The sequence below is a fragment of the Arthrobacter sp. SD76 genome, assembly GCF_049726125.1.
In the GTDB taxonomy this organism is placed as follows: domain Bacteria; phylum Actinomycetota; class Actinomycetes; order Actinomycetales; family Micrococcaceae; genus Arthrobacter; species Arthrobacter nitrophenolicus.
Window position 1 is genome coordinate 544263 of the sequence record NZ_JBNBLR010000001.1, and the last position, 21309, is coordinate 565571.

The following is a 21309-nucleotide window of genomic DNA, read 5'->3' on the forward strand; positions in this document are numbered from 1 at the left end:
GGTTGGGCCGTGGTCCAACCACCAGCGGGAATTGCGCGGGCCCACCCGAACGTGATCGGGTAGGGGGATGACTGAACAGCCTGCAATTGCCGATCCCACTCCGCTGAACGACCTCGAGGAGCAGCTCGCCAAAGGCGGACAGCCGGACGCAAGCCCCGTGGACGTCATCCTGTCCTTCCTTAACAGCGAGGTCTACATCATCAGCTCGGACACGGTGGAGGGCGAAGACTCCCAGGTGGAGCCGCTGGTCCTGGCCAACGCCGAGGGTGACCCCGTACTGGCTGTCTTCTCGCACCCGAGCCGGGTGGACCGGCCGTACCTGGACGCCGCGCCGAACGTGCTGGGCACCCAGGGGGCAGCGATCATCGCCAACATCGGTGAGGAGCTGGGCATGGTGATAAATCCCGGCGCTGCCTACGGCTTCGAAATCAACCCGGAGGGCGTGGCCAACATCAAGCGCGACTTCAAGCGTGCGGATGAACTTCCGGACGGCGCTCCGGAGAACCCCGCAGGCAACTAAGCAGGTCAACGGGCTGCGCGCCGAGTTGGAATACGGCGCCTGCGCCGGTGAATAATGTCACCATGCGGCTAGGCGTCCTCGATATCGGGTCCAACACTGTCCATCTTCTGCTGGTGGATGCCCACCCTGGCGCGCGGCCGGTTCCTTTTGCCTCGCACAAGCGACCCCTGTCCCTGGTCCAGTACCTTGAACCGGACGGCAGCATCAGCGACGCCGGGCAGCACGAACTCACGGAGTTTGTCCTGGAAGCCTGGGAGTTCGCAGCCCGGCATAAGGCCGAGGACCTGCTGGCGTTCTGTACCTCGGCCATCCGTGAAGCCACCAACGGGCCGGACGTGCTGGCCCGGGTCAAGCATGAAACAACGGTGACGCTGCAGGAGCTCAGCGGCAGCGAAGAGGCGTCCATGACGTTCTTCGCCGTCCGGCGCTGGCACGGCTGGGGCGCCGGGCCCATCCTGAACCTGGATATCGGCGGCGGGTCCTTTGAAATGGCCTTCGGCCAGGATGAGCTGCCCGAGCTGGCCACTTCGGTGCCGCTCGGCGCCAGCAGGCTCACCCGGGATTGGCTCCCCGATGATCCGCCCACTGCCAAAAGCGTCAAGGAACTCCGGCGCTATATCCGGGCCACGCTGAAGCCGGCTGTCCGTGAGTTCGACGGGCTGGGCAGGGCCAACGTGGTTGCCGGCACGTCGAAAACTTTCCGGTCCCTTGCCCGGATTGCCGGGGCAGCCCCCAGCGACGCCGGTCCTTACGTCAAACGCGAGCTCAACGCCACGGACCTGGGCATCTGGGCCCAGCGCATCTCCGCTATGAAGGCCGAGGACCGTCTGCACCTGCCGGGCGTCTCGGAAGCGCGTGCCCACCAGCTGCTGGCCGGCGCGCTGGTTGCCGAGGCCGCACTGGAACTGTTTAAGTTCAAGAAGCTGCGGATCTGTCCCTGGGCCCTGCGCGAGGGCCTCATCCTCCGGCGGCTCGACCAGCTGGTGTTTGACGGGCCGCTCGAGCCTGCGCCGCACATTACGCCGCCCCAGGCTGCTGGGGTCGCCGCCATCCAGTGACCCGGCTCGGGGGAGCCGGCACCAAAGGCTGCTGCTTAAAAGCGGAAACACCGGGGCCGGCAACAGGAAAAATGGGGGAAAACCTGTTGCCGGCCGCCGGTGTCCTGGCAGGCATCCCCATGCCTGCCGCATCACTCGCACCCTCAATGAGGTAATTACTACAGTAGGGGTGCCAGATGTGAGCTACCTGCAGTGAACATGGGAGCAACCTGTGAATAGTGCGTTGCAATGCGGGTGCGTAAGGAATCGGCACGCACCATGCCTAACTGCAATGATGGAGCCATGAGCAACCGAATCGCCTTCCTTGGCTGTGGGTCCATGAACGAAGCCATCCTGAGTGGTTTGCTGGAAGCGGGGACGGATCCGGCGGACATCGTCGCCACCGTCCGGCGCGCCGAGCGGGCCGCGGAACTGGCCGAGCGGTACCACGGGATCACGGCCATCGCCGGCGACGAGGAGCCGGACAACAACAAGCAGGCCACCAAGGGGTCCGGAGTGGTGATCCTCGGGGTAAAGCCGGTCGGAATTACCGACCTTGCCCGGGAAATCAGCGGTGCCCTGGCCCCGGACACCGTGGTGGTGAGCGTAGCGGCGGCCGTGTCCATCGCCCAGCTCGAGGCCGCCCTCCCTGCAGGCCAGCCGGTCATCCGGACCATGCCCAACACCCCGGCCAAGCTGGGCCGCGGCGTGGTGTCCGTGTCCCCGGGAACCAACTGCAGCCCGGAACAGCTGCAAAAGGTGAAGGACATCCTGCAGTGCGCCGGAACCGTCGTCGAGGTCCCTGAAGAGCAGGTGGACGCCCTTTCGGCCATTAGCGGCTCAGGTCCCGCCTACGCGTTCTACCTTGCTGAGGCGATGGCCGCGGCCGGCGAGGAACTGGGCCTGGACCGCGAACTGTCCCTGCTCCTGGCCCGCGAAACGGTCGCCGGGGCCGGGCTCATGCTCGCAGAGCCGGGCGCCGATCCGTCCGCCCTCCGCAAAGCCGTCACCAGTCCCAAGGGCACCACGGAACGGGCCATCGCCACGTTCGACGAGCGGGGCATGCCCTCCATCATCGCCGCAGGCGCCCGCGCGGCGGCTGACCGGGCAGCGGAGATCACCCGCCAGCTCGGCTAGCCAGTAGTTTTTGTCCAGATATGGCGGCTTTCCCGGCCCGGAAGTCACCGTATCTGGACGAAAACTCTCGGCAGGGCTAGGGGCGGGCGGCGAACCGTTCCAGCAGGTCCACATGCCCGGACACGATCAGCATGTCGCGGGAGGACACCTTGGTTTCCGGGCGTGCATAGGTGAAGTCCTCGCCCGGGGACTTCCCGCCACGATCGTCACACCGTACTTGGACCGCACCTTGGACTCGTCCAGGGTGAAGCCGACGGTCTCGCGCGGCGGGTACATCTTCACGATGGCGAAGTCGTCGTCGAACTCGATGAAGTCCAGCATGCGCCCCGAAACAGGTGTGCGGCACGGACGCCGGCGTCGGCCTCGGGGTAAATCACGTGGTTGGCACCGATGCGGGTGAGGATCTTGCCGTGCGACGGCGTGATCGCCTTGACCCACAGGTGCTCGATGCCCAGGTCCACCAGGTTAACGGTGATCAGTACCGAGGACTCGATGGACGTGCCGACGCCCACCACCGCGGAGCTGAATTCCTGCGCGCCGAGCTGGCGGAGGGCGTCGATGTTCGTGGCGTCTGCTTCCACCACGTGGGTGAGGAGGGGCGCGAACTTCTGCACCAGGGTCCTGTCCCGCTCGATCGCGAGCACTTCCCTGCCCTGCTTGACCAGCTGCTCTGCCGTGGATGAACCAAACCGGCCCAGTCCGATCACCAGCACGGGGGCATTGTGGGCGGGGCGCCGTGGGGCGTCTGGGGAACTCGCCAATGATCGGCCTCTCTTCGGGATAGTGGTACAGCTGGCTGCGCTGGCGCAGCGCCAGGGCGGCGGCGAGGGTCACGGTGCCCACACGGCCGGCGAACATGAGGGCCGTCAGGACGTAGACGCCCTCCGGCGCCACTTCGGCGCTGAGGTTTGTACTCAGCCCCACGGTGGCGAAGGCGGAGATCGTTTCGAACAGCACCCGGTCCAGGGAGGCACCGCTGATGTGGAGCAGCAGGAACGCCGAAACCGACACCAGGGTTGCCCCGGCGACAATCACGGAGATGGCCACCCGCATGCTGCCCTCAGGGATGGTCCTGCCATAGACTTTGACATCCCTGTCACCGCGGGCTTCTGCGACGATGGCCAGGAACATCACGGCAATGGTGGTCACCTTGATGCCGCCGGCCGTTGACGCGGAGCCGCCGCCGGCAAACATGAGTGCGTCCGTGAGCAGCATGGTGGTGGATTCCATCTGGTTCTGGTCCACCAGGTTGAAGCCCCCGGACCGCATCATGACGGACGCGAATAAAGAATGCGTGACCTTGTCGCCCATGTCCATCGTCCCGATGGTCCGCAGGTTGTCCCATTCCATCACGGCCCACAGGACGGTGCCCGCCACCAAGAGGATGAATGAGACCTGGATGGTGAGTTTGGTGTGCAGGTTCCACTTTTTCCAGTTCAGCCCGTTCTGCTGCAGGACCATGACCACGGGAAAGCCCAGGCTGCCCAGGAAGACACCGAGCATCAGGGGAACAGGATCCACAGGTCGGTTTCGTAGGGCACGATGCCGTCCGAGTGCGGAGTGAAGCCTGCATTGTTGAAGGAGGAGATGGCGTAAAAAATCCCGTGCCAGACAGCCTGCCAGAACGGCTCCCCCAGGACCAGGAACCGGGGGATCAGGACCAGGGCCAGGATTCCTTCAATCACCACGGACGTTGTGATGACGATCCGCAGCAGGGTACCTACCTCACCCAGTCGCCCTGCGTTGTTCATGGATTCCGCTGCAATGATCTTGCCCCGGACCCCAAGGCGCTTGCTCACCATCAACGCCAGGAGCGAGGCCAGGGTCAGGGTTCCCAAACCGCCAATAAACACACCGATGAGGATGACCAGCTGGCCGAAGAAGGACCAGTGGACAGCCGTTGAGACCACGGTGAGGCCGGTGACGCACACCGCAGAGACGGCTGTGAACATCGCCTGGTGGAGCGGGGTGGCTGTTCCGGAGGCAGAGGAGACCGGCAGGGAGAGAATGAAAGTGAACACCAGGCACACGGCAGCGAATACCGTCAGGGCAAGCCGGGCCGGGGAGGTGTTGGCGATGTCGTCGACGAAGTCGCGCAGCCGCGTCAGTATCCAGAGGCCCTCCCGCTCCTGCGCGGGGTGCCAGCTGGCCGGGTTCCGCGGCCTCGACTGGCTTTGCGTCATGTGTGGCTTTTCCTCGGTTGAATCTGCTTCCCCAGTAGTAAACCACTAATGCCCGCGTAATGGCCGGGCTGGACGGGCCCCGTGCTCGGGTAGCCTGTGATTGATGACATACCTGCCCGGTCTCAGCAAGCCCGCCCCGCCAACGGTGGTGGCGTGGGGTCCTGACATGACCGCCTACAACTTCGGCCCGGGCCACCCGATGGCGCCGGAGCGAATGGATCTCACCGCCCGCCTGGCGCAGAGCCTTGGCCTGTTCGACTTGGACCACGTTTCGGTGGAAGCTCCCGAGGTGGCCAGCGACCCCGAACTTGAGCTGGTGCACTCGCCCGAATTCGTGGCGGCCGTGCGGCGGGTCAGCGCCAACCCTTCGGAACCGGACGAGGCGCGGGGCCTGGGCACCGAGGACGATCCGGCGTTCGCGGGCATGCATGAGGCGGCCGCCCGGCTGGCCGGCGGCTCCCTGCTGTGTGCCGCCCAGATCCTGGACGGTTCAGCGCTGCACGCCGTCAACTTCGGCGGGGGCATGCACCATGCCGCCCGCGACCGTGCCAGCGGCTTCTGCATCTACAACGATGCCGCGCTCGCCGTGCAAAGGCTGCTCGACGGCGGCATCCGCAAGGTGGCATATATCGACGTCGATGCGCACCACGGAGACGGGACGGAAAGCATCTTCTGGAATGACCCCCGGGTGCTGACGCTCTCACTGCACGAGTCCGGCCTCACCCTGTTTCCGGGAACCGGGTTCGCCAACGAAATCGGCGGGCCCCAGGCGGAGGGGACAGCGGTAAACCTCTCCCTGCCCGCGGGAACCGGCGACGCCGGCTGGCTCCGGGCCTTCTACGCGGTGGTTCCGCAGCTCGTGGCCGCCTTCGGGCCGGAGGTGATCGTCAGCCAGCACGGCTGCGACTCCCACCGCACGGATCCGCTGACGCACCTCAATCTCAGCGTGGACGGCCAGCGGGAGGCGGCCAGCGCCGTCGGGCAACTCGCCGAACGCTTCTGCGGAGGCCGCTGGATTGCCACCGGCGGCGGCGGGTACAACGTCCTGGATGTGGTTCCCCGGTCGTGGAGCCACCTGGTGGCCATCGCGGCGGGGCGGCCCGTCCCCTGCGAGCCGCCGTACCCCAGGATTGGCGGGACTACGTGGAGGACAAGTTCGGGGCAGCGACCCCCGCGCTGATGGGCGACGACGTGGAGCTCTGGTGGCGGTCCTGGGAGGTGGGTTTCGACCCCAACGACGCCGTGGACCGCACCGTGATGGCCACCCGCAAGGCAGTGTTTCCGCTGCACGGCCTGGATCCCTGGTTCGACTAGGCCTGCATCAGGCGGTGGTCTTTTCGGTCTGGAAGACCACTCCCGCCGCGCCGATCAGCCATCCCAGCAGGGACAAGGCGAACGCACCGATCAGGTCCGTGGAGGCCGTTCCCTTGCCCAGCCACAGAAGCAGGACCAGCAGCCCCACCGCCAGGTAGACGACTATGGCCGCGATGATCCGGCCGGAGAGCCTGGCTGCCACTTCTGCAGGGTCGAACGGCATGGTGCGTTGCGCCGCGGCACGGCCGGCGGGTCCGGACGCCTCGGCCTGGCGGACCTCGGCGATGGTGAACCCCAGCGCGGATGCGGTCAATGAACTCAGCGACGTCGCCAGGACACCCGCCGCCGTCACCAAGGCGCCGTTCAGGGGCGGAGCCACTGTCCGCCCGTCCGGCACCCAGAACCCGACGCGGAGCAGAACGGTGCCCCAGACCGCCACGAAGAGGGCCAGGAACACGAAGGCGATGATGTTGAACAGGTGCCGGCGCAGGACGTCCATGCTGTGTTCTAGCACCGGCAGGGGCTGCGGGCAATAGGCCGCTGCGGGGCCGAAATAGTTGATGCCTTTCGGCGTATATGTCGCTAGGGTGGGAGGCATGGTGACAGACGACGTATTTGCCGTCATTGCGGAATCGACCCGGCGGGACATTCTGGTGTCCCTTCGTTCCGGGGACAAGGCCGTGGGGGAACTGGTGGAGGAACTGGCAGCAAGCCAGCCCACCATTTCCAAGCACCTGAAGGTCCTGCGCGAAGCCCAGCTGGTCAGCATGCGCGCCCAGGGCCAAAAGCGGTACTACGCGCTGAACCGCAAGCCCCTCGAGGGTATCGCCAGCTGGCTTGAAACGTTCGACGTCGGGTCCCCGGCAGCGGCCGGCACGTCCGGAAAGGCCGCGGCGCAGCCCGCCGCTCCCCGCGAAGCAGCAGCCGCCGGCGGGGAAACGCCCGAAGCCGTCGCCGCGGGCGCCGTCTCCGAAGGCGTTCTGGCGCCCGACGGCGCGGAACTGAGTCCCGCCGTCGTCATCCCTGGCGGTACCGCCACCCCGCTCAGCGATGACAGCGTTCCCCAGCAGATCGGACGCACCGTGGGCCGTGCGGCCACCCGCGCGGCCGACCTGCTGGCAAACCTCCCCAAGTTCGGGCGGAAGAAGTGGTTAACCGGTGGTTGAGCCTGTCGAAACCCGGGTTTCGACAGGCTCAACCACCGGCTCGGCCCCTACTTCCCCAGCAGCCGCACGTGGTCCGGCGTGAGCTCGGAGATCCGGCTGACACCCAGCAGCGCCATGGTGCGGGCCATGTCCTTCTCGAGGATCTGCAGGGTGCGGTCAACGCCGGCACGGCCGCCGGCCATCAGGCCATAGAGGTAGGCGCGGCCGATCAGGGTGAAGTCGGCGCCCAGAGCCAGGGCGGCGACGATGTCCGCGCCGCTCATGATGCCGGTGTCCAGCATGATGGCCGCGTCCGTGTTGTCAGCCGTGAAGGCCTGCTTGACCTCCGGGAGCAGGTGGAAAGGAATGGGCGCGCGGTCCAGCTGGCGGCCGCCGTGGTTGGACAGGACAATGCCGTCGGCGCCGTGGTCCACCACGCGCCGGGCGTCCTCAACGGTCTGGATGCCCTTGACCACCAGCTTGCCCTTCCAGGTTTCGCGCAGCCAGTCAAGGTCCTCGAACGTCAGGGTGGGGTCGAACATCGAGTTGATCAGGTCGGCCACCGTGCCGGTGTAGCGGGACAGCGAGGCGAAGGTCAGCGGCTCGTGGGTCAGGAAGTTGAACCACCAGGCCGGGCGGTAGGACGCATCCAGGACGGTCTTGAGGGTCAGCGCCGGCGGAATGGTCATGCCGTTGCGGACGTCGCGGAGGCGGGCGCCGGCCACGGCGGTGTCGACCGTGACCATCAGGGTGTCGTTGCCGGCCCTGGCGGCGCGTTCGATCAGTTCCAGGGAGCGGTCACGGTCCGTCCACAGGTACAGCTGGAACCAGTTGCGGCCGTTCGGGGCGGCGGCTGCCACGTCCTCGATGGAGGCCGTGCCCATGGTGGAGAGGGTGTAGGGGATGCCTGCCGCTTCGGCTGCCTGCGAACCGGCGTACTCGCCCTCGGACTGCATCATGCGGGTGAAGCCGGTGGGGGCGATGCCCACGGGCAGCCGCGACGGCTTGCCCAGGATCCCGGTGCTGAGGTCGATGGCGGAAACGTTGCGGAGGATGCCGGGGCGGAACTCGATGTCCAGGAACGCCTGGCGGGCGCGGCGCAGCGTGATTTCTTCTTCGGCCGCGCCGTCCGTGTAGTCGAACGGTGCCTGCGGCGTGCGGCGCTTGGCGATGTCCCGGAGTTCCCAGATGGTGCTGGCGCGCTTGAGCCGGGCTTCCTTGCTGAACTCCGGCTTCTTGAACTGCATGAGGGGCGCGAGGTCCGCGTACTTGGGGATGCGGCGCTTCAGGGCAGCGGGAATGGCGGACGACGGCGCCGGGGAAGTCTGTGCCGGCGCGGCGGGGACGTCCGTGGCATCCGGCGCGGGCGTTGTCTCCGGGTTGTTGGGCTGGATGGTGTGGGTCATGGCGTCCTCCATTGGGCCGGCAGGTCCGGTTCCGGAACCTTCTGTGGTCTAACCACACTGTAGGCCATGTGGTCCAACCACATCAACTACCATGGGTGCATGCGTACCCACCAGCTTGTCCTGTCCTGGATCGAGAATGAGCTCTCCGCGGGCAGGCTGGCCGTCGGCGGCCGGCTGCCGGCCGAGCGCAGCCTTGCCGAACAGCTTCGGGTGTCGCGGACCTCCGTCCGGGAAGCCATCAGGATCCTGGAAGCGTTGGGAGTGGTGCGGGCAGGCGTCGGCTCCGGGCCGGAGGCCGGGACGGTGGTCATTTCCGATCCGACGGCGGCACTCGGCTCCGCACTGCGGCTCCACGTGGCCACCCAGCACCTGCCGGTGGCGGATATCGTGGAGACCCGCGTGCTGCTGGAGTCCTGGGCGGTGGCGAAGGCGCGGCCGGACGCGCCCGAACTGGACGAGGCCGCGGCGCTGCTTGAGGGCATGGCCGCAGAAGACCTTCCGGTGGCGGACTTCCTGGCACTTGACGTGCGTTTCCACCTCGCCCTTGCGGATGCGGCGGGCAACGCGGTGGTCAGCGCCATGATGGGTTCGCTCCGGGAGTCAATCCAGGGGTACGCGGCAGAACTGACGTCCAACCTTCCGGATTGGGCCGCCACGGTGTCCCGGCTTAGGGACGAGCACCAAGGCATCCTGGCGGCCATCCGGAACAACGACGGCGCGCTGGCGGCCAAGCTGGTGGCCGCACATATCGAGGGGTACTACAAGGAAGCCGGGCTGCGCCCGTAGGGTCGCTTAGCCGTGGACTGCGCTGCGGGCGGCCTTGGCGGGGCCGGTGCTGGCGCGCACTTCCAGCCGGGGCTGGTACCGGCTGCCCGGGGTGTCGCTCTGCTCCTTGCGGATGAGCGCGCGCAGCTGCTGCCACGCCTGCTCGCCCAGTTCGGTGATGGGAACCGCGGCGGTGGTGAGGGCCGGCGTCGTGTATTTGGCGAAGGGGATATCGTCGAAGCCGGTGACGGAGATATCGTTCGGAACGTCGAGCCCCCGTTCATGCAGGCCGCTCATCAGGCCCATGGCAACGAGGTCGTTGAACGCCAGGATTCCGGTGGCGCCGCTGTCCAGGACGGCGTCCACGGCCCCGTGTCCCGTATCGAAGTCCGAGCCGCCCTCGAGCATGATGACTTCCACGTCCGGATGGGCGGCCTTGAAGGACTCCAGGCCCTGGAGCCGCAAGCCGTTCGACGCGCTGCGGGGCGGCCCGGCAAGGAACGCCAGGCGGGTGTGTCCGAGTTCCACCAGGTGTTCGGCGATGTCCTGGACGCCCTGGCCGTAGTCGACCACCAGGCTGGGAACCCCGGCCGTTGCGGTGGTGCGGTTGATGAGGACCAGGGGATGCAGCGACGGGGCGATCTCCTCCAGTTCGGCGTCCGTCATGCGGGGTGCGCAGAGGACCAGGCCGTCACAACGACGGCGGGCTTCACCGGCCAGGATGGCCTCCTCGCTGGAGACCTCGAAGGAATCGGCGATGAGGACGCGGTATCCGTCCTGGGCGGCGGCCCGGCTGAGTCCGCGCAGGATGGCCTGGAAGGTGGGGTTGGCGAGGTCCGGAACCACGATCCCGATGGTGTCGGTCTTGCCCAGGGCCAGGCTTCGGCCGACCGGGTTGGGCTGGTACTTCAGCTCGGTGGCAGCGGCCCGGACGCGGGCGGCGATGTCCGGATCCACCGTGAAGTTGCCGTTCATGACGCGGGACACCGTGGCATGCGAAACGCCCGCCTTCGCAGCGACATCCGCGATGCCGATCCTGCCGGATGCAGACTTCCTGACCATAGCGACCCTTCCTTAGCGCCACAGGCCTGTTGGCCCTGGGCCGTTCTGCGGCGAATGGCCGCAGTGCCCGGCCGTCTGGTGGCGGTGTCCTGAATGACAGCATATAACGCAGCGGGAAACCGATTTCTATCCTTTTCCCGTGTTTTCCCGCCGATTTTCCCGGCGGTCACGGGCTGCCGCGCGGTACGGCAGTAGAAAACGCTTTCTTCCAGCAGCCAGAATGGTTGACGGATACCTGCTGCTGTTGATACAAATCATATAGCGAACCGAGAAAACGCTTTCTCAGGCCGGTGCAGCAGTCCGCCGGCCACCTCCACGGAACGGCCGCCAGAACGGCCGCGTCTTGAGCCTTCGAAAGGGACCCCCATGGTCAACACAGCCGAGTCGAGTTCAGCAGCCACGGTCTCCAGTGCCGGTGCTGCCGCCGGCACCGCCACCTCCGCAGCCGCCGCTCCGGGCAACGGCGGCAGGGCCCGCATCGCCCTGATCGGCACCGGTGGGCGTTCGGAAATGTACATCCGCGCCATCTTTGGCAACTACGCCTCGACGGCGGAGCTGGTGGCCTTCTCCGACGTGAACCCCGGCCGGGTGGAGTTCTACCAGAAGCTCATCCAGGAACTGGGTGCGCCGGGCCCGGTCGCATCGTTCGATCCCGCCGACCTCACTGCCTTCATCCAGGCCAACGCCATCGACCGCGTGGTGGTGACAACGCCGGACTACACCCATGCCGACTACATCGTGGAAGCGCTCCGGGCGGGCGCCGACGTCGTCGTCGAAAAGCCCCTCACAATCGACGCCGAGGGCTGCCGCCGCATCACCCAGGCCGTGCAGGAGACCGGCCGCAACGTGGTGGTCACCTTCAACTACCGCTACTCGCCGCGCAACAGCGCCCTCAAGGAGATCATCCAGAGCGGCGTGATCGGCAAGGTCACCTCCATCGACTTCAGCTGGGTCCTGGACACCGTCCACGGGGCGGACTACTTCCGCCGCTGGCACCGCGAGAAGAAAAACTCCGGCGGCCTGCTGATCCACAAAGCCTCGCACCACTTCGACCTCGTCAACTGGTGGATCGACGACGTTCCCGAGCGGGTCTTCGCCTCGGGCGGCCTGAAGTTCTATGGCGACAAGAACGCGGCGGAGCGCGGCCTGGGCCCCCGCCCGGATCGCGGCACCCCCGATGCCGATGCGCCGGCCGCCGCCGAGAAGGATCCGTTCACGCTTGACCTGCGTGAGGACGAGCGGCTGAAGGCCCTCTTCCTGGACAACGAGCACTACGACGGCTACCGCCGCGACCAGGACGTGTTCACCGGCGGCATCACTATCGAGGACAACCTCGCCCTGGTGGTCGAGTACCAGGGCGGCCCGCGCCTGAGCTACTCGCTGAACGCCCACAGCCCCTGGGAGGGCTACCGGGTAGCGGTCAATGGCACCGAAGGCCGCGCCGAGCTCGAGGTGGTGGAACGCGCCGCCGTCACGTCCAGCACGGACAAGAAGACCGTCGTGGACCCCAGCGCCACCCCCATCGAGGAAGACGACGCAATCCGCCGCAACGGCGAACGACTGCTGGTCCAGCGCCACTGGGAAGCAGCCTACGAGGTGCCGATCGTCAACGGCGAAGGCGGCCATGGCGGCGGTGACGAACTCCTGCTTTCAGACCTCTTCAATGGCCCGGGCGAGGACCCGCTGGGCCGGCCCTCGGGCTACCTGGACGGTCTGCGCTCCGTGTCGGTGGGCATCGCCGGCAACCGGTCCCTTGAGTCATCCCTGCCCGTACGCATCGAGGACCTGGACCTCGGCGTCGACCTCCGCCGCGGCGCCTAGCCCCTGCCCTGAACGTTAGGAAACAACCATGAGCAGGATCTTTGTGACCGGCGGCTCCGGCCGGCTGGGACGCAGCGTGGTGGCGGGGCTCGCCGAAGCCGGCCACCACGTCATCTCCGTGGACCGCGACGCCGTGCCCGCCGGCCAGCTGCCGGCCGGCGCCGTCCAGGAAACCGCGGACCTCCTGGCACCCGGTGAGGCCCAGCGCCTGCTCCGGGAAACCAAGCCCGACGCCGTCATCCACCTGGCAGCCATCGCCGTACCTTTCAGCGCGCCGGAGGACGTCATTTTCAGCACGAACACCCGGCTCGCCTTCGCCGTCATCAGCGCGGCGACGGAAATCGGGGTGCCGAAGATCGTCACCGCCAGCAGCCCCACCGTCCTGGGCTACGGCTCACCCGCCGGCTGGCTTCCGCCGTCGTTCCCGCTCGACGAACGGACACCGGCGAAACCGTGGAACGCCTACGCGCTGTCCAAGCTGATCGCGGAACAGACGGCGCAGATGTTCGCCGCGGCGCAGGGGGAGAGGATCCGCTACGCGGCCTTCCGTCCCTGCTTCGTGATTTCACCCGAGGAATGGGAGGGAGCGCCCACGCAGCAGGGCCACACGCTGGCCGAACGGCTGGCCGATCCAGCCCTGTCCGCCCCGGCCCTGTTCAACTACGTGGACGCCCGTGACGTGGCGGACTTCCTGGACCTGCTGCTGCAGAAGATGGAGACCATTCCGAACGGGGAAACCTTCTTCGTGGGGGCCGCGGATGCACTGGCAACGGCGCCCCTGGCGGACCTCATGCCCCGCTTCCTGCCCGGCAGCGAGGCGCTCAGCGCGGGCCTCACCGGAACCAGCCCCGCCTTCTCCATCGCCAAGGCCCAGGCGCTCCTGGGCTGGCAGCCCAAGCGGAGCTGGCGCTCAGAACTCAAGTCCCATCCCACCCTCAACGACGAGACCTCCACGCTGGTGACTGCCGGCACTGGAGCCAAGGAGACATCATGAATTTCGACGGCGTACTCTTCTTCCCCGTCACCCCGTTCACGCCCGAAGGCGCCGTGGACACGGAACTGCTCAAGGAGCACATCAGCTCCCGGCTGCCCTATGGCCCCGGCGGCGTGTTCCCCGCCTGCGGCACCGGGGAGTTCCATGCCCTCAGCATCGACGAGGTCCGCACCGTGGTGGCGGCCGCCGTCGAGGTTGTGGCCGGTCAGGTTCCGGTTGTCGCCGGAGCCGGCGGACCGCTGGGCCACGCCCTCGCCGCCGCCCGCGCGGCCGAGGAAGCCGGGGCCGATGCCCTCCTGGTGCTGCCGCCCTACCTGGTGACCGGTCCTACCGACGGGCTCGTTGCCTACATCGAAGCCGTGGCGGCGGCCAGCAGCCTGCCCGTCATCGTCTACCACCGCGGCAACGCCAAGTTCACCGCCGCCTCCATGGCACGGCTGGCAGCAAACCCCAAGGTCATCGGCTTCAAGGACGGCCTGGGCGACGTTGGCCTGGCGCAGGAGATCGTCTCCGCCGTCAAGGCCGCCGGCCGGGAAGATTTCGCCTTCTTCAACGGCCTGCTCACCGCCGAACTGACCCAGGGCGCCTACCGCGGCCTCGGCATCCCGCTGTACTCCTCCGCTGCCTTCGCCATGGCCCCGGAAATCGCCAAGGCCTACTACGACGCCTATGTTTCCGGGGACGAGGAACGCCGCAACGCCCTGCTCGAAGGTTTCTACGCGCCCCTGGTCCGCCTCCGCGACCAGACCCCTGGCTTCGGCGTGTCACTGATCAAGGCGGGGCTGCGGCTGGGCGGCCTTCCTGTCGGCTCCGTCCGCCCGCCGCTGGTGGACCCCACCGAGGACCAGGAACTGGAGCTCAAGGCCATCCTCGCCAGGGGCTACGAGCTGGCCGGACGCTGATGAGTGCCCCCGCAACCGAGGCCGTCCGTACGATTCCGCGGATCACCGGGCTCAGCAGCAGGCTCCTCACGGTGCCCCTGCGGCGGCACTGGGGTGCCGAGGCGCCCGAAAACCACGTGATCGTCACCGAGATCCAGACGGACGACGGCGGTGCGGGGCATGGTTTTTCCTGGACGCCCACCATTGGGCCGCAGGCGGTCAAGGCGCTGCTGGAGTACGACATCGCCCCGTTCGTCACAGGGCTGCCCGCGCAGCCGGAGGCCGTCTGGGATGCACTCTGGAAGCGCCTGCACGAAGCCGGCGGGGGAGGGCTCACCACCATCGCCATGGCCGGCGCCGACCTGGCCCTGTGGGACCTGCAGGCCCGGCAGGCGGGAACCACCGTCACCGGCCTGATCGGCCAGCGGCAGGAGTCCGCCGAGGTCTACGGGTCCGGGGTGAACCTGCACTACACGCTGGACGAGCTGGTTGCCCAGGCGGAACGGTGGGTGGCTGCCGGGCACCATGCGGTCAAGATCAAGGTGGGCAAGCCGGACCTCCGCGAAGACTACGAACGGGTGCAGGCTGTCCGCGCCGTCCTGGGCCCGCACCGCAAACTCATGATCGACGCGAACCAGCGCTGGGACCTGCCCACCACCTTCCGGCCCTGGATGTCCTGTCCGAATTCGGCCTCGAATGGCTGGAGGAGCCCATTCGCGCCGACGACCTGTGGGCCTACCGCCGGCTCCGGAAGCATTCCCCGGTTCCGATTGCCCTCGGCGAAAACCTGCACACCATCTACCGCTTCCGCGATTTCATAGAGGCGGAGGCGGTGGACATCATCCAGCCCAACATCATCCGGGTCGGCGGGATCACCCCGTTCCGCCGGATTGTTGAACTGGCCCGGACCAACAGCATCCGGGTGATGCCCCACCTGCTTCCGGAGCTCTCCGGGCAGTTGGCGCTCACCCTGGCCGACCCACCCTGGTGGAGGACGTCGAGGAAGCATCATTCGAGCAACTGGGCATCCTGGACGGGCCCTCGCCGGTGCGCTTCCGCGACAGCCGCGTGGCGCTTTCCGGCCAGCCGGGGCTCGGCTTCCGGTTCCGGGACGGGCTGTAACCATGAACCATACGACGAACAGGTATCCGACGTGACAACTGCAACGCTTTCCCTGTCCGAACTCACCACGGCTGCCACGGCAGCAGCCAAGATCTCCGCCGCGGCCTCCGATGCCGAACGGGCAAGCTGGCTCACCGCCGTCGCTGATGCGCTGGACGCCAACGCCGCCGAACTGGTGGAGATCGCAGACGAGGAGACCAGCCTGGGCAGCACCCGCCTGACCGGCGAGGTCGCCCGGACCACCGGGCAGCTGCGGCTCTTCGCCCGGGTCATCACGGAGGGCTCCTACCTGGAAGCCGTCATCGACCACGCCGACCCGGCTGCCACCCCGCCGAGGCCGGACCTTCGCCGCATCCTGCGTCCCATCGGGCCGGTGGCCGTCTTCTCGGCCTCCAACTTCCCGTTCGCCTTCTCGGTGGCCGGCGGCGACACCGCCTCCGCGCTTGCGGTGGGCTGCTCCGTCATCGTCAAGGCCCACTCGGGCCACCTGCGGCTGTCGGAGCGCACAGCGGAGATCGTGGCCGGGGCGCTGCGTGCCGCGGGTGCGCCCGAAGGCCTGTTCGCGCTGGTCAGCGGCCGGGAAGTGGGCACCGCCCTGGTCCAGGACCCGGCCATCAAGGCGGTGGGCTTCACCGGGTCCATCCCGGGCGGACGGGCCCTCTTCGACCTGGCCACCTCCCGTCCCGATCCGATCCCGTTCTACGGGGAACTGGGGAGCCTCAACCCGGTGGTAATCACCCCGGCAGCACTGGCCGAACGCAGCGGCCGGCTCGCCGCCGGACTGGCCGCTTCCTTCACCCTCGGTGCCGGCCAGTTCTGCACCAAGCCCGGCCTGGTCTTCATCCCGGCCGGTTCAACCTTTGCCCGGGAAGTGGCCGAGGCCAGCAAGGACAAGCCCGCCGCCGGCATGCTGACCAGCAGGATCGCCGAGGCCTACCCCGACGGTCTGCGGAGCTTCGCGTCCGTGCCCGGGGTTGAGGTGGTCAGCGGCAGCGTGGACCAGGACGCCGCCGCCAACGGTGCCGCGCCCGTGGTCTTCTCCACCACCGCGGCCGCGGTGCTGGAACGGCCAGAACAGCTCCTGGAGGAGTGCTTCGGCCCCACCACCATGCTGATCGAATACACGGACCAGGCCGAGCTGTCCGCGGTGCTGGCCAAGGTGCCCGGCAGCCTCACGGCCACCCTGCACGCCCAGCCTGGCGAGGACGTCGTCGCCCTGGTGGAGCAGCTCTCCGAACTTGCCGGCCGGGTCCTGTTCGACGGCTGGCCCACCGGCGTAGCAGTGAACTGGGCCCAGCAGCACGGCGGCCCGTACCCGGCCACCACATCGCTGTTCACCTCGGTGGGCGCGACGGCGGTCCGCCGGTTCCAGCGCCCTGTCGCCTACCAGGATGCTCCGGAATCCGTGCTGCACCCCGCCCTGCACGAGGAGAACCCGCTGCGCATCCCGCGCCGCGTGGACGGGGAGCTGGTGCTTCCGTAAAACGCTCTCTCACCTAATACGGGACGAGCACAAACGCTCCCTCAGTTGTTACCGCGGCTCCGGTAACAACTGAGGGAGCGTTTTTCGCTGGCGACGCGCAAATTTTCCTCCGATGCGGAGATTCCCTGACGCGCCCAAATACGGGGTGCGCCAGAATACGCGCGGGTCGACAGTGGATTTGCGCGTCGATAGCGGGCGTCAGGCAGAGAAGAACCCCGGAGCCGTTCGGCTCCGGGGTTCTTGCCTGCACCTTTGTTACAGCTGGAGCGTCACGGGGCGCTGCAGCCCGTTGACCGCCGTCGAAGGCCAGCGGGGGTCGACTGTCAGGACCTGCAGCCCGGATTCGGTGAGCTGCACGGTGTCCTCGATCTTCACCCGGGGACCGGACGGGTTCCAGGTGAAGGTCTGGCCCAGGACCACGGTGTCGGTGGCGGACGACGTGACGCGGGGGTCACGTCCGGCGTACCCGGCCGGTCCGCCCTGGTGGTGCTGTTCCCACTGGTCCATTCCGAAGCCGTGGTGGACGTACGCGGCCTTGATTTCGGTGAAGATCCGGTCCAGCCGCGCGCCGGGGACCGTGGCATCGAAGATGTCCGCCTCCACCGCGGCGATCCGGGCCTCTGCGTCGCGCTCTTCGGCGCTGCCGGCGTCGAACCGCACCCAGCGGGTGATGTTGGCTACCAGCCCGTCGCGGCGGGCGCAGACCACGGCCATGGCGCGCCGGCCGAGGGGGGAGTGCGTGGCCAGCGGGTGGCGGAAATCGCTCCGGGAACTGCCGTTGCACAGCAGGACCAGCGGCTCGGCCCCCGCGGCCACCACACGCTCCGCCAGTTGTGAAACCAGCCCGAATTCGGTGGTGTCCGGCCGGGCTGCGGACAGCACATCGGTCATGATCGCCGCCAGCTCAGCGCTGAGCCGGGCATACCGGGCACTTTCGCCCGGCAGCAGCTGCTGGCGCGCGGCCCGCAGTTCGGCCGCGACCTCAGCCTCGGCCAGTGGCTGCTGCCCGGCTGCTGCGGACGTTCCGACGGCGGCGGCAGCCTCGTGCAGGTTCCCGTACCAGGGGACGGTGTGCAGGGAGACGCCCGCCGGGAGTTCCTCGGCCGCAATGCGCGCCGCCTCGTTGTTGAAGGTCACCAGGTGGTCGCCCGTCCGGTCCACCAGCACCGCGGCGATGGGGTCGCCGGCAAGGCTGATGTGGACGCGGCTGCCGTCCAGGTACCAGGTAAGGGCCGTGTGCGTGGTCAGCAGCAGCGAATCCCGGCTGGCGGCATCCAGGATGTCCAGCACCCGGCGGCGCTTGACCTCCCGGTCTGCGGCGGAGGCGGGCGCAACCCGGGCGTCGCGGGCGGCCGTGAAACCGGCCTGGCCGGTGGCGGATGCCGGGACTGCCGGCGGGGCGGCTGCGGCGGTTGTCTGGGTCATGCGGGGTCCCCCTGGTTGATCAAAGCGTCGATATCGGATGTGGCCAGGATGCCGTCGGCCACAAAGACGGTGATTTTCCGGCGTACCGGTTTGCCGGGTTCAGCGATGACAGGTGCGTCCCAGGCCAGTGACTGGCCCACGCCCGGGTAGCCGTCCACGCGGACGAACCATGGGTCCGTGGCGTCGTGGGGCGCCACGAAAACCAGGGTGGCGTCCTTCCCGCCGTCGAACTTTCCTGCCCAGGCGAGCCAGCGGGTCACGCTGCCATGCACTCCGGCTTCGCCGCTGCCGGCGGGCGTCCATACAGTGGCGTCCCGGCATTCCGGCAGCCGCCAGAAGAAGCCGCCGTAGCCGCCCTCGTGGCGGCCGTTGGATCCGGGGCTGCCCAGGCTGACCGGCTTGCTCCCGGCGGGGGACAGGGCGAACTCAAGGGAAAGGCTCCAGACGGAGGGGCCGACGCCGGCCCAGGTCCACGTGCGGTCCTCGGCCAGGACCGGGGCGCCGTCCGGGCCGTTCCAGCTGAGGCGTTCCCGCAGCCTGCCCGGGCTGCCGGAAACAGCGGCGGTCTCTTCAACCGGCGTTTCGGTGACGGCGATGCTGCCATGGTCCGGCCGCCAGACGTACTGGCCCGCCTCCCGGGTATAGGTGCGGCCGCCCCAGAAGTTGACGCCGTCCACATCCTGCAGCGCCACCCCGACGCCCAGGTGCCACACGTGGTCCAGCGGCTGGTGGTCCGTCACCACGGTGCCGCCGAACGTGCGGACCGGGTGCAGGTAGGGGCGGGGGGAGGACACCGCGAGGATGTGGCTGCCGTCCTGGTAATCCGCCACGGCCGTGCCGTCAACGGTCAGGCTCCGGACCGGCGGAAGCCGGCGGGCCCAGGGCACCCCGAGCTCGGCAAACGTGGCCTGCGCCTTGGATGCACGCCCGATAAGGTCCGCGATGCCGTGCACCACGGGGTGCGCGTCCTCGCCCGCACCTTCCCAGGTGATGTGGTCCGGCCCGATGGCCTGCGGCGCGGGGGAGGTGCGGATGGCTTCCAGGACAGTGGTGAACGCACCGGTATCCTGCAGCGAGCAGAGCAGCGGCGCGCCCGTGGACCGGGCCGCGAGGAGGTTTTCCAGCAGGTCCGTGCGGCCGTAGGCCTCCCGGCGCTCGCCGTCGGGGGTGCTGATGACCACCTCGTCCCGTGTGTAGAACAGGGTCACCTCGCCCAGGGTGCCGTGCACGGTCACCGAGGGATCCAGCTGTTCCGGTGCGCAGAGGGTCAGACCACAGAGGAGGGTAGCTCCCTGCGCGGTGCGGACGCGGATCACCGAGGTGTCATCGCTCTCGGTGTCGTGGGCCCGGTACAGGTCTGTTTCCACGGCGGCGACATCCGCCATCGTGTGTGCGCCGGCCAGGTGCAGTGCCGTGGCGACGGCATGGGCGAGTGCGTTGGTGGCCACGCCGTCCACCACGTCGGTGCCGTCCAGGCTCCGCTTTCCTGCCCAGCGGGAGCGCCTGAAGTATGCCTTGGTCCGGACCCACTGGCCCTTGGCGCTGAAGCCCAGGACGTCGCCGATGCCACCAGACTCCACCAGGCTGCGGATGGCAGAAAGGGCCTGCGAGCCGAGGCTCTGGAAACCCACCTGGACCAGCCGCCCTGCGGCGTCCGCTGCGGCGGTTACCTCCTGGAACTGGGCCAGCGAGGAAACCGGCGGCTTTTCCACGTAGACGTCCATGCCTGCGCCCAAGGCGGCAAGTGCCAGCGGCGCGTGCGTCTGGATGGGGGTGGCAAGGATGACGACGTCGGCAGGCGCGTTGGCAGCGGATTGGGCGGCGAGCAGCCTGTCCAGGTCGGGAAAGACGGCTACCGAGTCCTTGAGCCGGCCAGGTGCCGGAGGGTTGGGATCAGCCACCGCCACAAGTTCCAGGACGCCGGCCTCTTCCAGCCGGGCGAGGTTGGCCAGGTGCCGCTCGCCAAAGCCGTGGACGCCCACCAGGGCGATGCGCGGAACCGCAGCCGGAACAGGCGCGGCACCCGGAATGCTGTGGCCGTGTTCGGCAGTGGCGGAGTGTTGAGTCATCAAGGATCCTTGCAGGCTGGGTGTTCAGGGATTAGGCGTATGTCTTGAGGGCGAGAGTCGAGGCCAGGAACTCTGTGGCTTCTTCCTGCATGGCGGCAGAAAACACATGCCCGCCGGGCCAGAAGCTGCCCGTGTACGGGGTTCTGGTGCCCTCGCTTGCAGCGTGCAGCCGCTCCAATATCCGGTGGGCTTCGCGCATTCCCTCTTCGGGGAAGAGCTCGTCGGCCAGCGCGTACTGCACCAGGAACGAGGCGTCCGAGCGGGCTGTGAGTTCGGGCCAGTCGCCAAGCTTCCACAGTCCGGGCGTCTGCAGCAGCCAGGAGTGGGCGTCCAGGTAGGCCGGCAGGAGCGACTCGAACGTCGTCATCATGCAGGTCACCACCGACGCCTTGATCCTGGGGCTGAGTGCGGCGAGGGCCAGGGACCGTCCGCCGCCGCCGGAGAAACCGAGGCAGCCCAACCGATGCGGGTCCACGCCGGGAAGGTCCGCGAGGACGTCCAGCGCAGCGAGGTCATCGTGGGCCACCATGCCGGCCAGGCTGGTACCGAGCAACCCTGCGGTCTTGGCCACCGTTTCCTCGTGGAATCCCGCCGCGGCGTTGTAATCATCCGCTGCCGAAGGCACGACGCCGTCCTGCCGCCGTTGCGCCCGCCACGCCTCGAGCGCGGCGGCGGTCCGCCAGGGCGGGGTGGAGAGGTTAAGCGGCGGCTGCCCCAGGCGAAGGTGTCGTGCGCCAGGACGGCGAATCCCTTCCGGGCGGTCTCTGTTGCCAGGGCACGGCCGTCATAATGCCCCGCCCGGGCAGCGGCAGCGGACGGGTGGTTGTCCGGCAGTTCGACCAGCCGGTCGGCCCCGCCGAATTTGTTGCCGCCATGGCAATGGAGCGCCAGGACTCCGGGCAGTTCGCTGGGTTCGCCGGCAGGCCTCACCAGCCAGCCCGTGGT

Annotated in this window: 14 protein-coding genes and 5 pseudogenes; 11 read left to right on the top strand and 8 right to left on the bottom strand. The window is 68.2% G+C overall.

The window, feature by feature from the left end; genetic code table 11:
• The first annotated feature begins 67 nt into the window (after positions 1–67).
• The 3 genes from ACPEE0_RS02605 to proC all read left to right on the top strand — a co-directional run bounded on the left by ACPEE0_RS02605 (position 68) and on the right by proC (position 2694).
• Complete coding sequence (locus ACPEE0_RS02605; RefSeq protein WP_407710024.1) at positions 68–520, top strand: SseB family protein; 453 nt, start codon at positions 68–70, stop codon at positions 518–520.
• Between the two features lie 62 nt (positions 521–582).
• Positions 583–1578: a Ppx/GppA phosphatase family protein gene (locus ACPEE0_RS02610; RefSeq protein ID WP_407710023.1), complete on the top strand. Its 996-nt coding sequence runs from the start codon at positions 583–585 to the stop codon at positions 1576–1578.
• 282 nt (positions 1579–1860) lie between these two features.
• The gene (gene proC, locus ACPEE0_RS02615; RefSeq protein WP_407710022.1) at positions 1861–2694 is read left to right on the top strand and encodes a pyrroline-5-carboxylate reductase; all 834 of its coding nucleotides are present in this window, start codon (positions 1861–1863) and stop codon (positions 2692–2694) included.
• 76 nt (positions 2695–2770) lie between these two features.
• Here proC and ACPEE0_RS02620 read toward each other — a convergent pair.
• Together ACPEE0_RS02620 and ACPEE0_RS02625 are read right to left on the bottom strand one after the other, a co-directional pair.
• Positions 2771–3407 (bottom strand): annotated as a pseudogene (locus ACPEE0_RS02620) (potassium channel family protein).
• Between the two features lie 43 nt (positions 3408–3450).
• A pseudogene (locus tag ACPEE0_RS02625) lies at positions 3451–4877 on the bottom strand (TrkH family potassium uptake protein); the annotation flags it as partial.
• A 103-nt stretch (positions 4878–4980) separates the two neighbouring features.
• Between ACPEE0_RS02625 and ACPEE0_RS02630 the strand changes: the two are divergent.
• Positions 4981–6191: pseudogene (locus tag ACPEE0_RS02630) on the top strand (acetoin utilization protein AcuC).
• Positions 6192–6198: 7 nt separating this feature from the next.
• Here ACPEE0_RS02630 and ACPEE0_RS02635 read toward each other — a convergent pair.
• Entirely contained in the window at positions 6199–6690 is a 492-nt protein-coding gene (locus ACPEE0_RS02635) for a hypothetical protein (protein WP_009358537.1), read from the bottom strand.
• Between the two features lie 97 nt (positions 6691–6787).
• Here ACPEE0_RS02635 and ACPEE0_RS02640 point away from each other — a divergent pair, with 97 nt between their 5' ends.
• Positions 6788–7357, top strand: a complete 570-nt coding sequence (locus ACPEE0_RS02640; RefSeq protein ID WP_424573830.1) for an ArsR/SmtB family transcription factor — start codon at positions 6788–6790, stop codon at positions 7355–7357.
• 47 nt (positions 7358–7404) lie between these two features.
• Here the strand turns inward: ACPEE0_RS02640 and ACPEE0_RS02645 are convergent, their stop codons facing one another.
• Complete coding sequence (locus tag ACPEE0_RS02645) at positions 7405–8742, bottom strand: alpha-hydroxy acid oxidase (RefSeq protein ID WP_009358535.1); 1338 nt, start codon at positions 8740–8742, stop codon at positions 7405–7407.
• 99 nt (positions 8743–8841) lie between these two features.
• On the opposite strand from ACPEE0_RS02645, the gene ACPEE0_RS02650 reads away from it, so the two are divergent.
• Entirely contained in the window at positions 8842–9528 is a 687-nt protein-coding gene (locus tag ACPEE0_RS02650; RefSeq protein WP_424573831.1) for a FadR/GntR family transcriptional regulator, read from the top strand.
• Positions 9529–9534: 6 nt separating this feature from the next.
• On the opposite strand, the gene ACPEE0_RS02655 is transcribed toward ACPEE0_RS02650, so the two are convergent.
• On the bottom strand, positions 9535–10569 hold the full coding sequence (locus ACPEE0_RS02655; RefSeq protein ID WP_424573832.1) for a LacI family DNA-binding transcriptional regulator: 1035 nt from the start codon (positions 10567–10569) through the stop codon (positions 9535–9537).
• A gap of 366 nt (positions 10570–10935) precedes the next feature.
• Between ACPEE0_RS02655 and ACPEE0_RS02660 the strand changes: the two genes are divergently transcribed.
• The 5 genes and pseudogenes from ACPEE0_RS02660 (at position 10936) to ACPEE0_RS02680 (ending at position 16870) form a co-directional block, all read left to right on the top strand.
• Positions 10936–12390, top strand: a complete 1455-nt coding sequence (locus tag ACPEE0_RS02660; protein WP_424573833.1) for a Gfo/Idh/MocA family protein — start codon at positions 10936–10938, stop codon at positions 12388–12390.
• A 28-nt stretch (positions 12391–12418) separates the two neighbouring features.
• The gene (locus tag ACPEE0_RS02665; RefSeq protein ID WP_424573834.1) at positions 12419–13384 is read left to right on the top strand and encodes an NAD-dependent epimerase/dehydratase family protein; all 966 of its coding nucleotides are present in this window, start codon (positions 12419–12421) and stop codon (positions 13382–13384) included.
• Positions 13381–14286 (top strand): 5-dehydro-4-deoxyglucarate dehydratase, encoded by a 906-nt coding sequence (locus ACPEE0_RS02670; protein WP_009358531.1) that lies wholly within the window; start codon positions 13381–13383, stop codon positions 14284–14286. The genes ACPEE0_RS02665 and ACPEE0_RS02670 overlap by 4 nt, the downstream gene beginning before the upstream one ends.
• A pseudogene (locus tag ACPEE0_RS02675) lies at positions 14286–14627 on the top strand (mandelate racemase/muconate lactonizing enzyme family protein); the annotation flags it as partial. The gene ACPEE0_RS02670 and the pseudogene ACPEE0_RS02675, both read left to right, overlap by 1 nt.
• Positions 14613–16870, top strand: a pseudogene (locus ACPEE0_RS02680) (aldehyde dehydrogenase family protein). The pseudogenes ACPEE0_RS02675 and ACPEE0_RS02680, both read left to right, overlap by 15 nt.
• Positions 16871–17125: 255 nt before the next feature.
• On the opposite strand, the gene ACPEE0_RS02685 reads toward ACPEE0_RS02680, so the two are convergent.
• From ACPEE0_RS02685 to ACPEE0_RS02695, 3 genes are read right to left on the bottom strand one after another with little or no spacing between them, the layout of a single operon-like run.
• Positions 17126–18295: a M24 family metallopeptidase gene (locus ACPEE0_RS02685; protein ID WP_424573835.1), complete on the bottom strand. Its 1170-nt coding sequence runs from the start codon at positions 18293–18295 to the stop codon at positions 17126–17128.
• Positions 18292–20364 carry a DUF6807 family protein gene (locus tag ACPEE0_RS02690; protein ID WP_424573836.1) on the bottom strand — a complete coding sequence of 691 codons (2073 nt, stop codon included), beginning with the start codon at positions 20362–20364 and terminating at the stop codon, positions 18292–18294. The genes ACPEE0_RS02685 and ACPEE0_RS02690 overlap by 4 nt, the downstream gene beginning before the upstream one ends.
• A 31-nt stretch (positions 20365–20395) precedes the next feature.
• Positions 20396–20989: an acetylxylan esterase gene (locus ACPEE0_RS02695; protein WP_424573837.1), complete on the bottom strand. Its 594-nt coding sequence runs from the start codon at positions 20987–20989 to the stop codon at positions 20396–20398.
• Between the last annotated feature and the right edge of the window lie 320 nt (positions 20990–21309).

Excerpts from the sequence above, each read along its gene's own strand:
- ACPEE0_RS02605 (WP_407710024.1), top strand. The coding sequence starts at position 68 with ATGACTGAACAGCCTGCAATTGCCGATCCCACTCCGCTGAACGACCTC.
- ACPEE0_RS02610 (WP_407710023.1), top strand. The coding sequence starts at position 583 with ATGCGGCTAGGCGTCCTCGATATCGGGTCCAACACTGTCCATCTTCTG.
- proC (WP_407710022.1), top strand. The coding sequence starts at position 1,861 with ATGAGCAACCGAATCGCCTTCCTTGGCTGTGGGTCCATGAACGAAGCC.
- ACPEE0_RS02635 (WP_009358537.1), bottom strand. The coding sequence starts at position 6,690 with ATGGACGTCCTGCGCCGGCACCTGTTCAACATCATCGCCTTCGTGTTC.
- ACPEE0_RS02640 (WP_424573830.1), top strand. The coding sequence starts at position 6,788 with ATGGTGACAGACGACGTATTTGCCGTCATTGCGGAATCGACCCGGCGG.
- ACPEE0_RS02645 (WP_009358535.1), bottom strand. The coding sequence starts at position 8,742 with ATGACCCACACCATCCAGCCCAACAACCCGGAGACAACGCCCGCGCCG.
- ACPEE0_RS02650 (WP_424573831.1), top strand. The coding sequence starts at position 8,842 with ATGCGTACCCACCAGCTTGTCCTGTCCTGGATCGAGAATGAGCTCTCC.
- ACPEE0_RS02655 (WP_424573832.1), bottom strand. The coding sequence starts at position 10,569 with ATGGTCAGGAAGTCTGCATCCGGCAGGATCGGCATCGCGGATGTCGCT.
- ACPEE0_RS02660 (WP_424573833.1), top strand. The coding sequence starts at position 10,936 with ATGGTCAACACAGCCGAGTCGAGTTCAGCAGCCACGGTCTCCAGTGCC.
- ACPEE0_RS02665 (WP_424573834.1), top strand. The coding sequence starts at position 12,419 with ATGAGCAGGATCTTTGTGACCGGCGGCTCCGGCCGGCTGGGACGCAGC.
- ACPEE0_RS02670 (WP_009358531.1), top strand. The coding sequence starts at position 13,381 with ATGAATTTCGACGGCGTACTCTTCTTCCCCGTCACCCCGTTCACGCCC.
- ACPEE0_RS02685 (WP_424573835.1), bottom strand. The coding sequence starts at position 18,295 with ATGACCCAGACAACCGCCGCAGCCGCCCCGCCGGCAGTCCCGGCATCC.
- ACPEE0_RS02690 (WP_424573836.1), bottom strand. The coding sequence starts at position 20,364 with ATGACTCAACACTCCGCCACTGCCGAACACGGCCACAGCATTCCGGGT.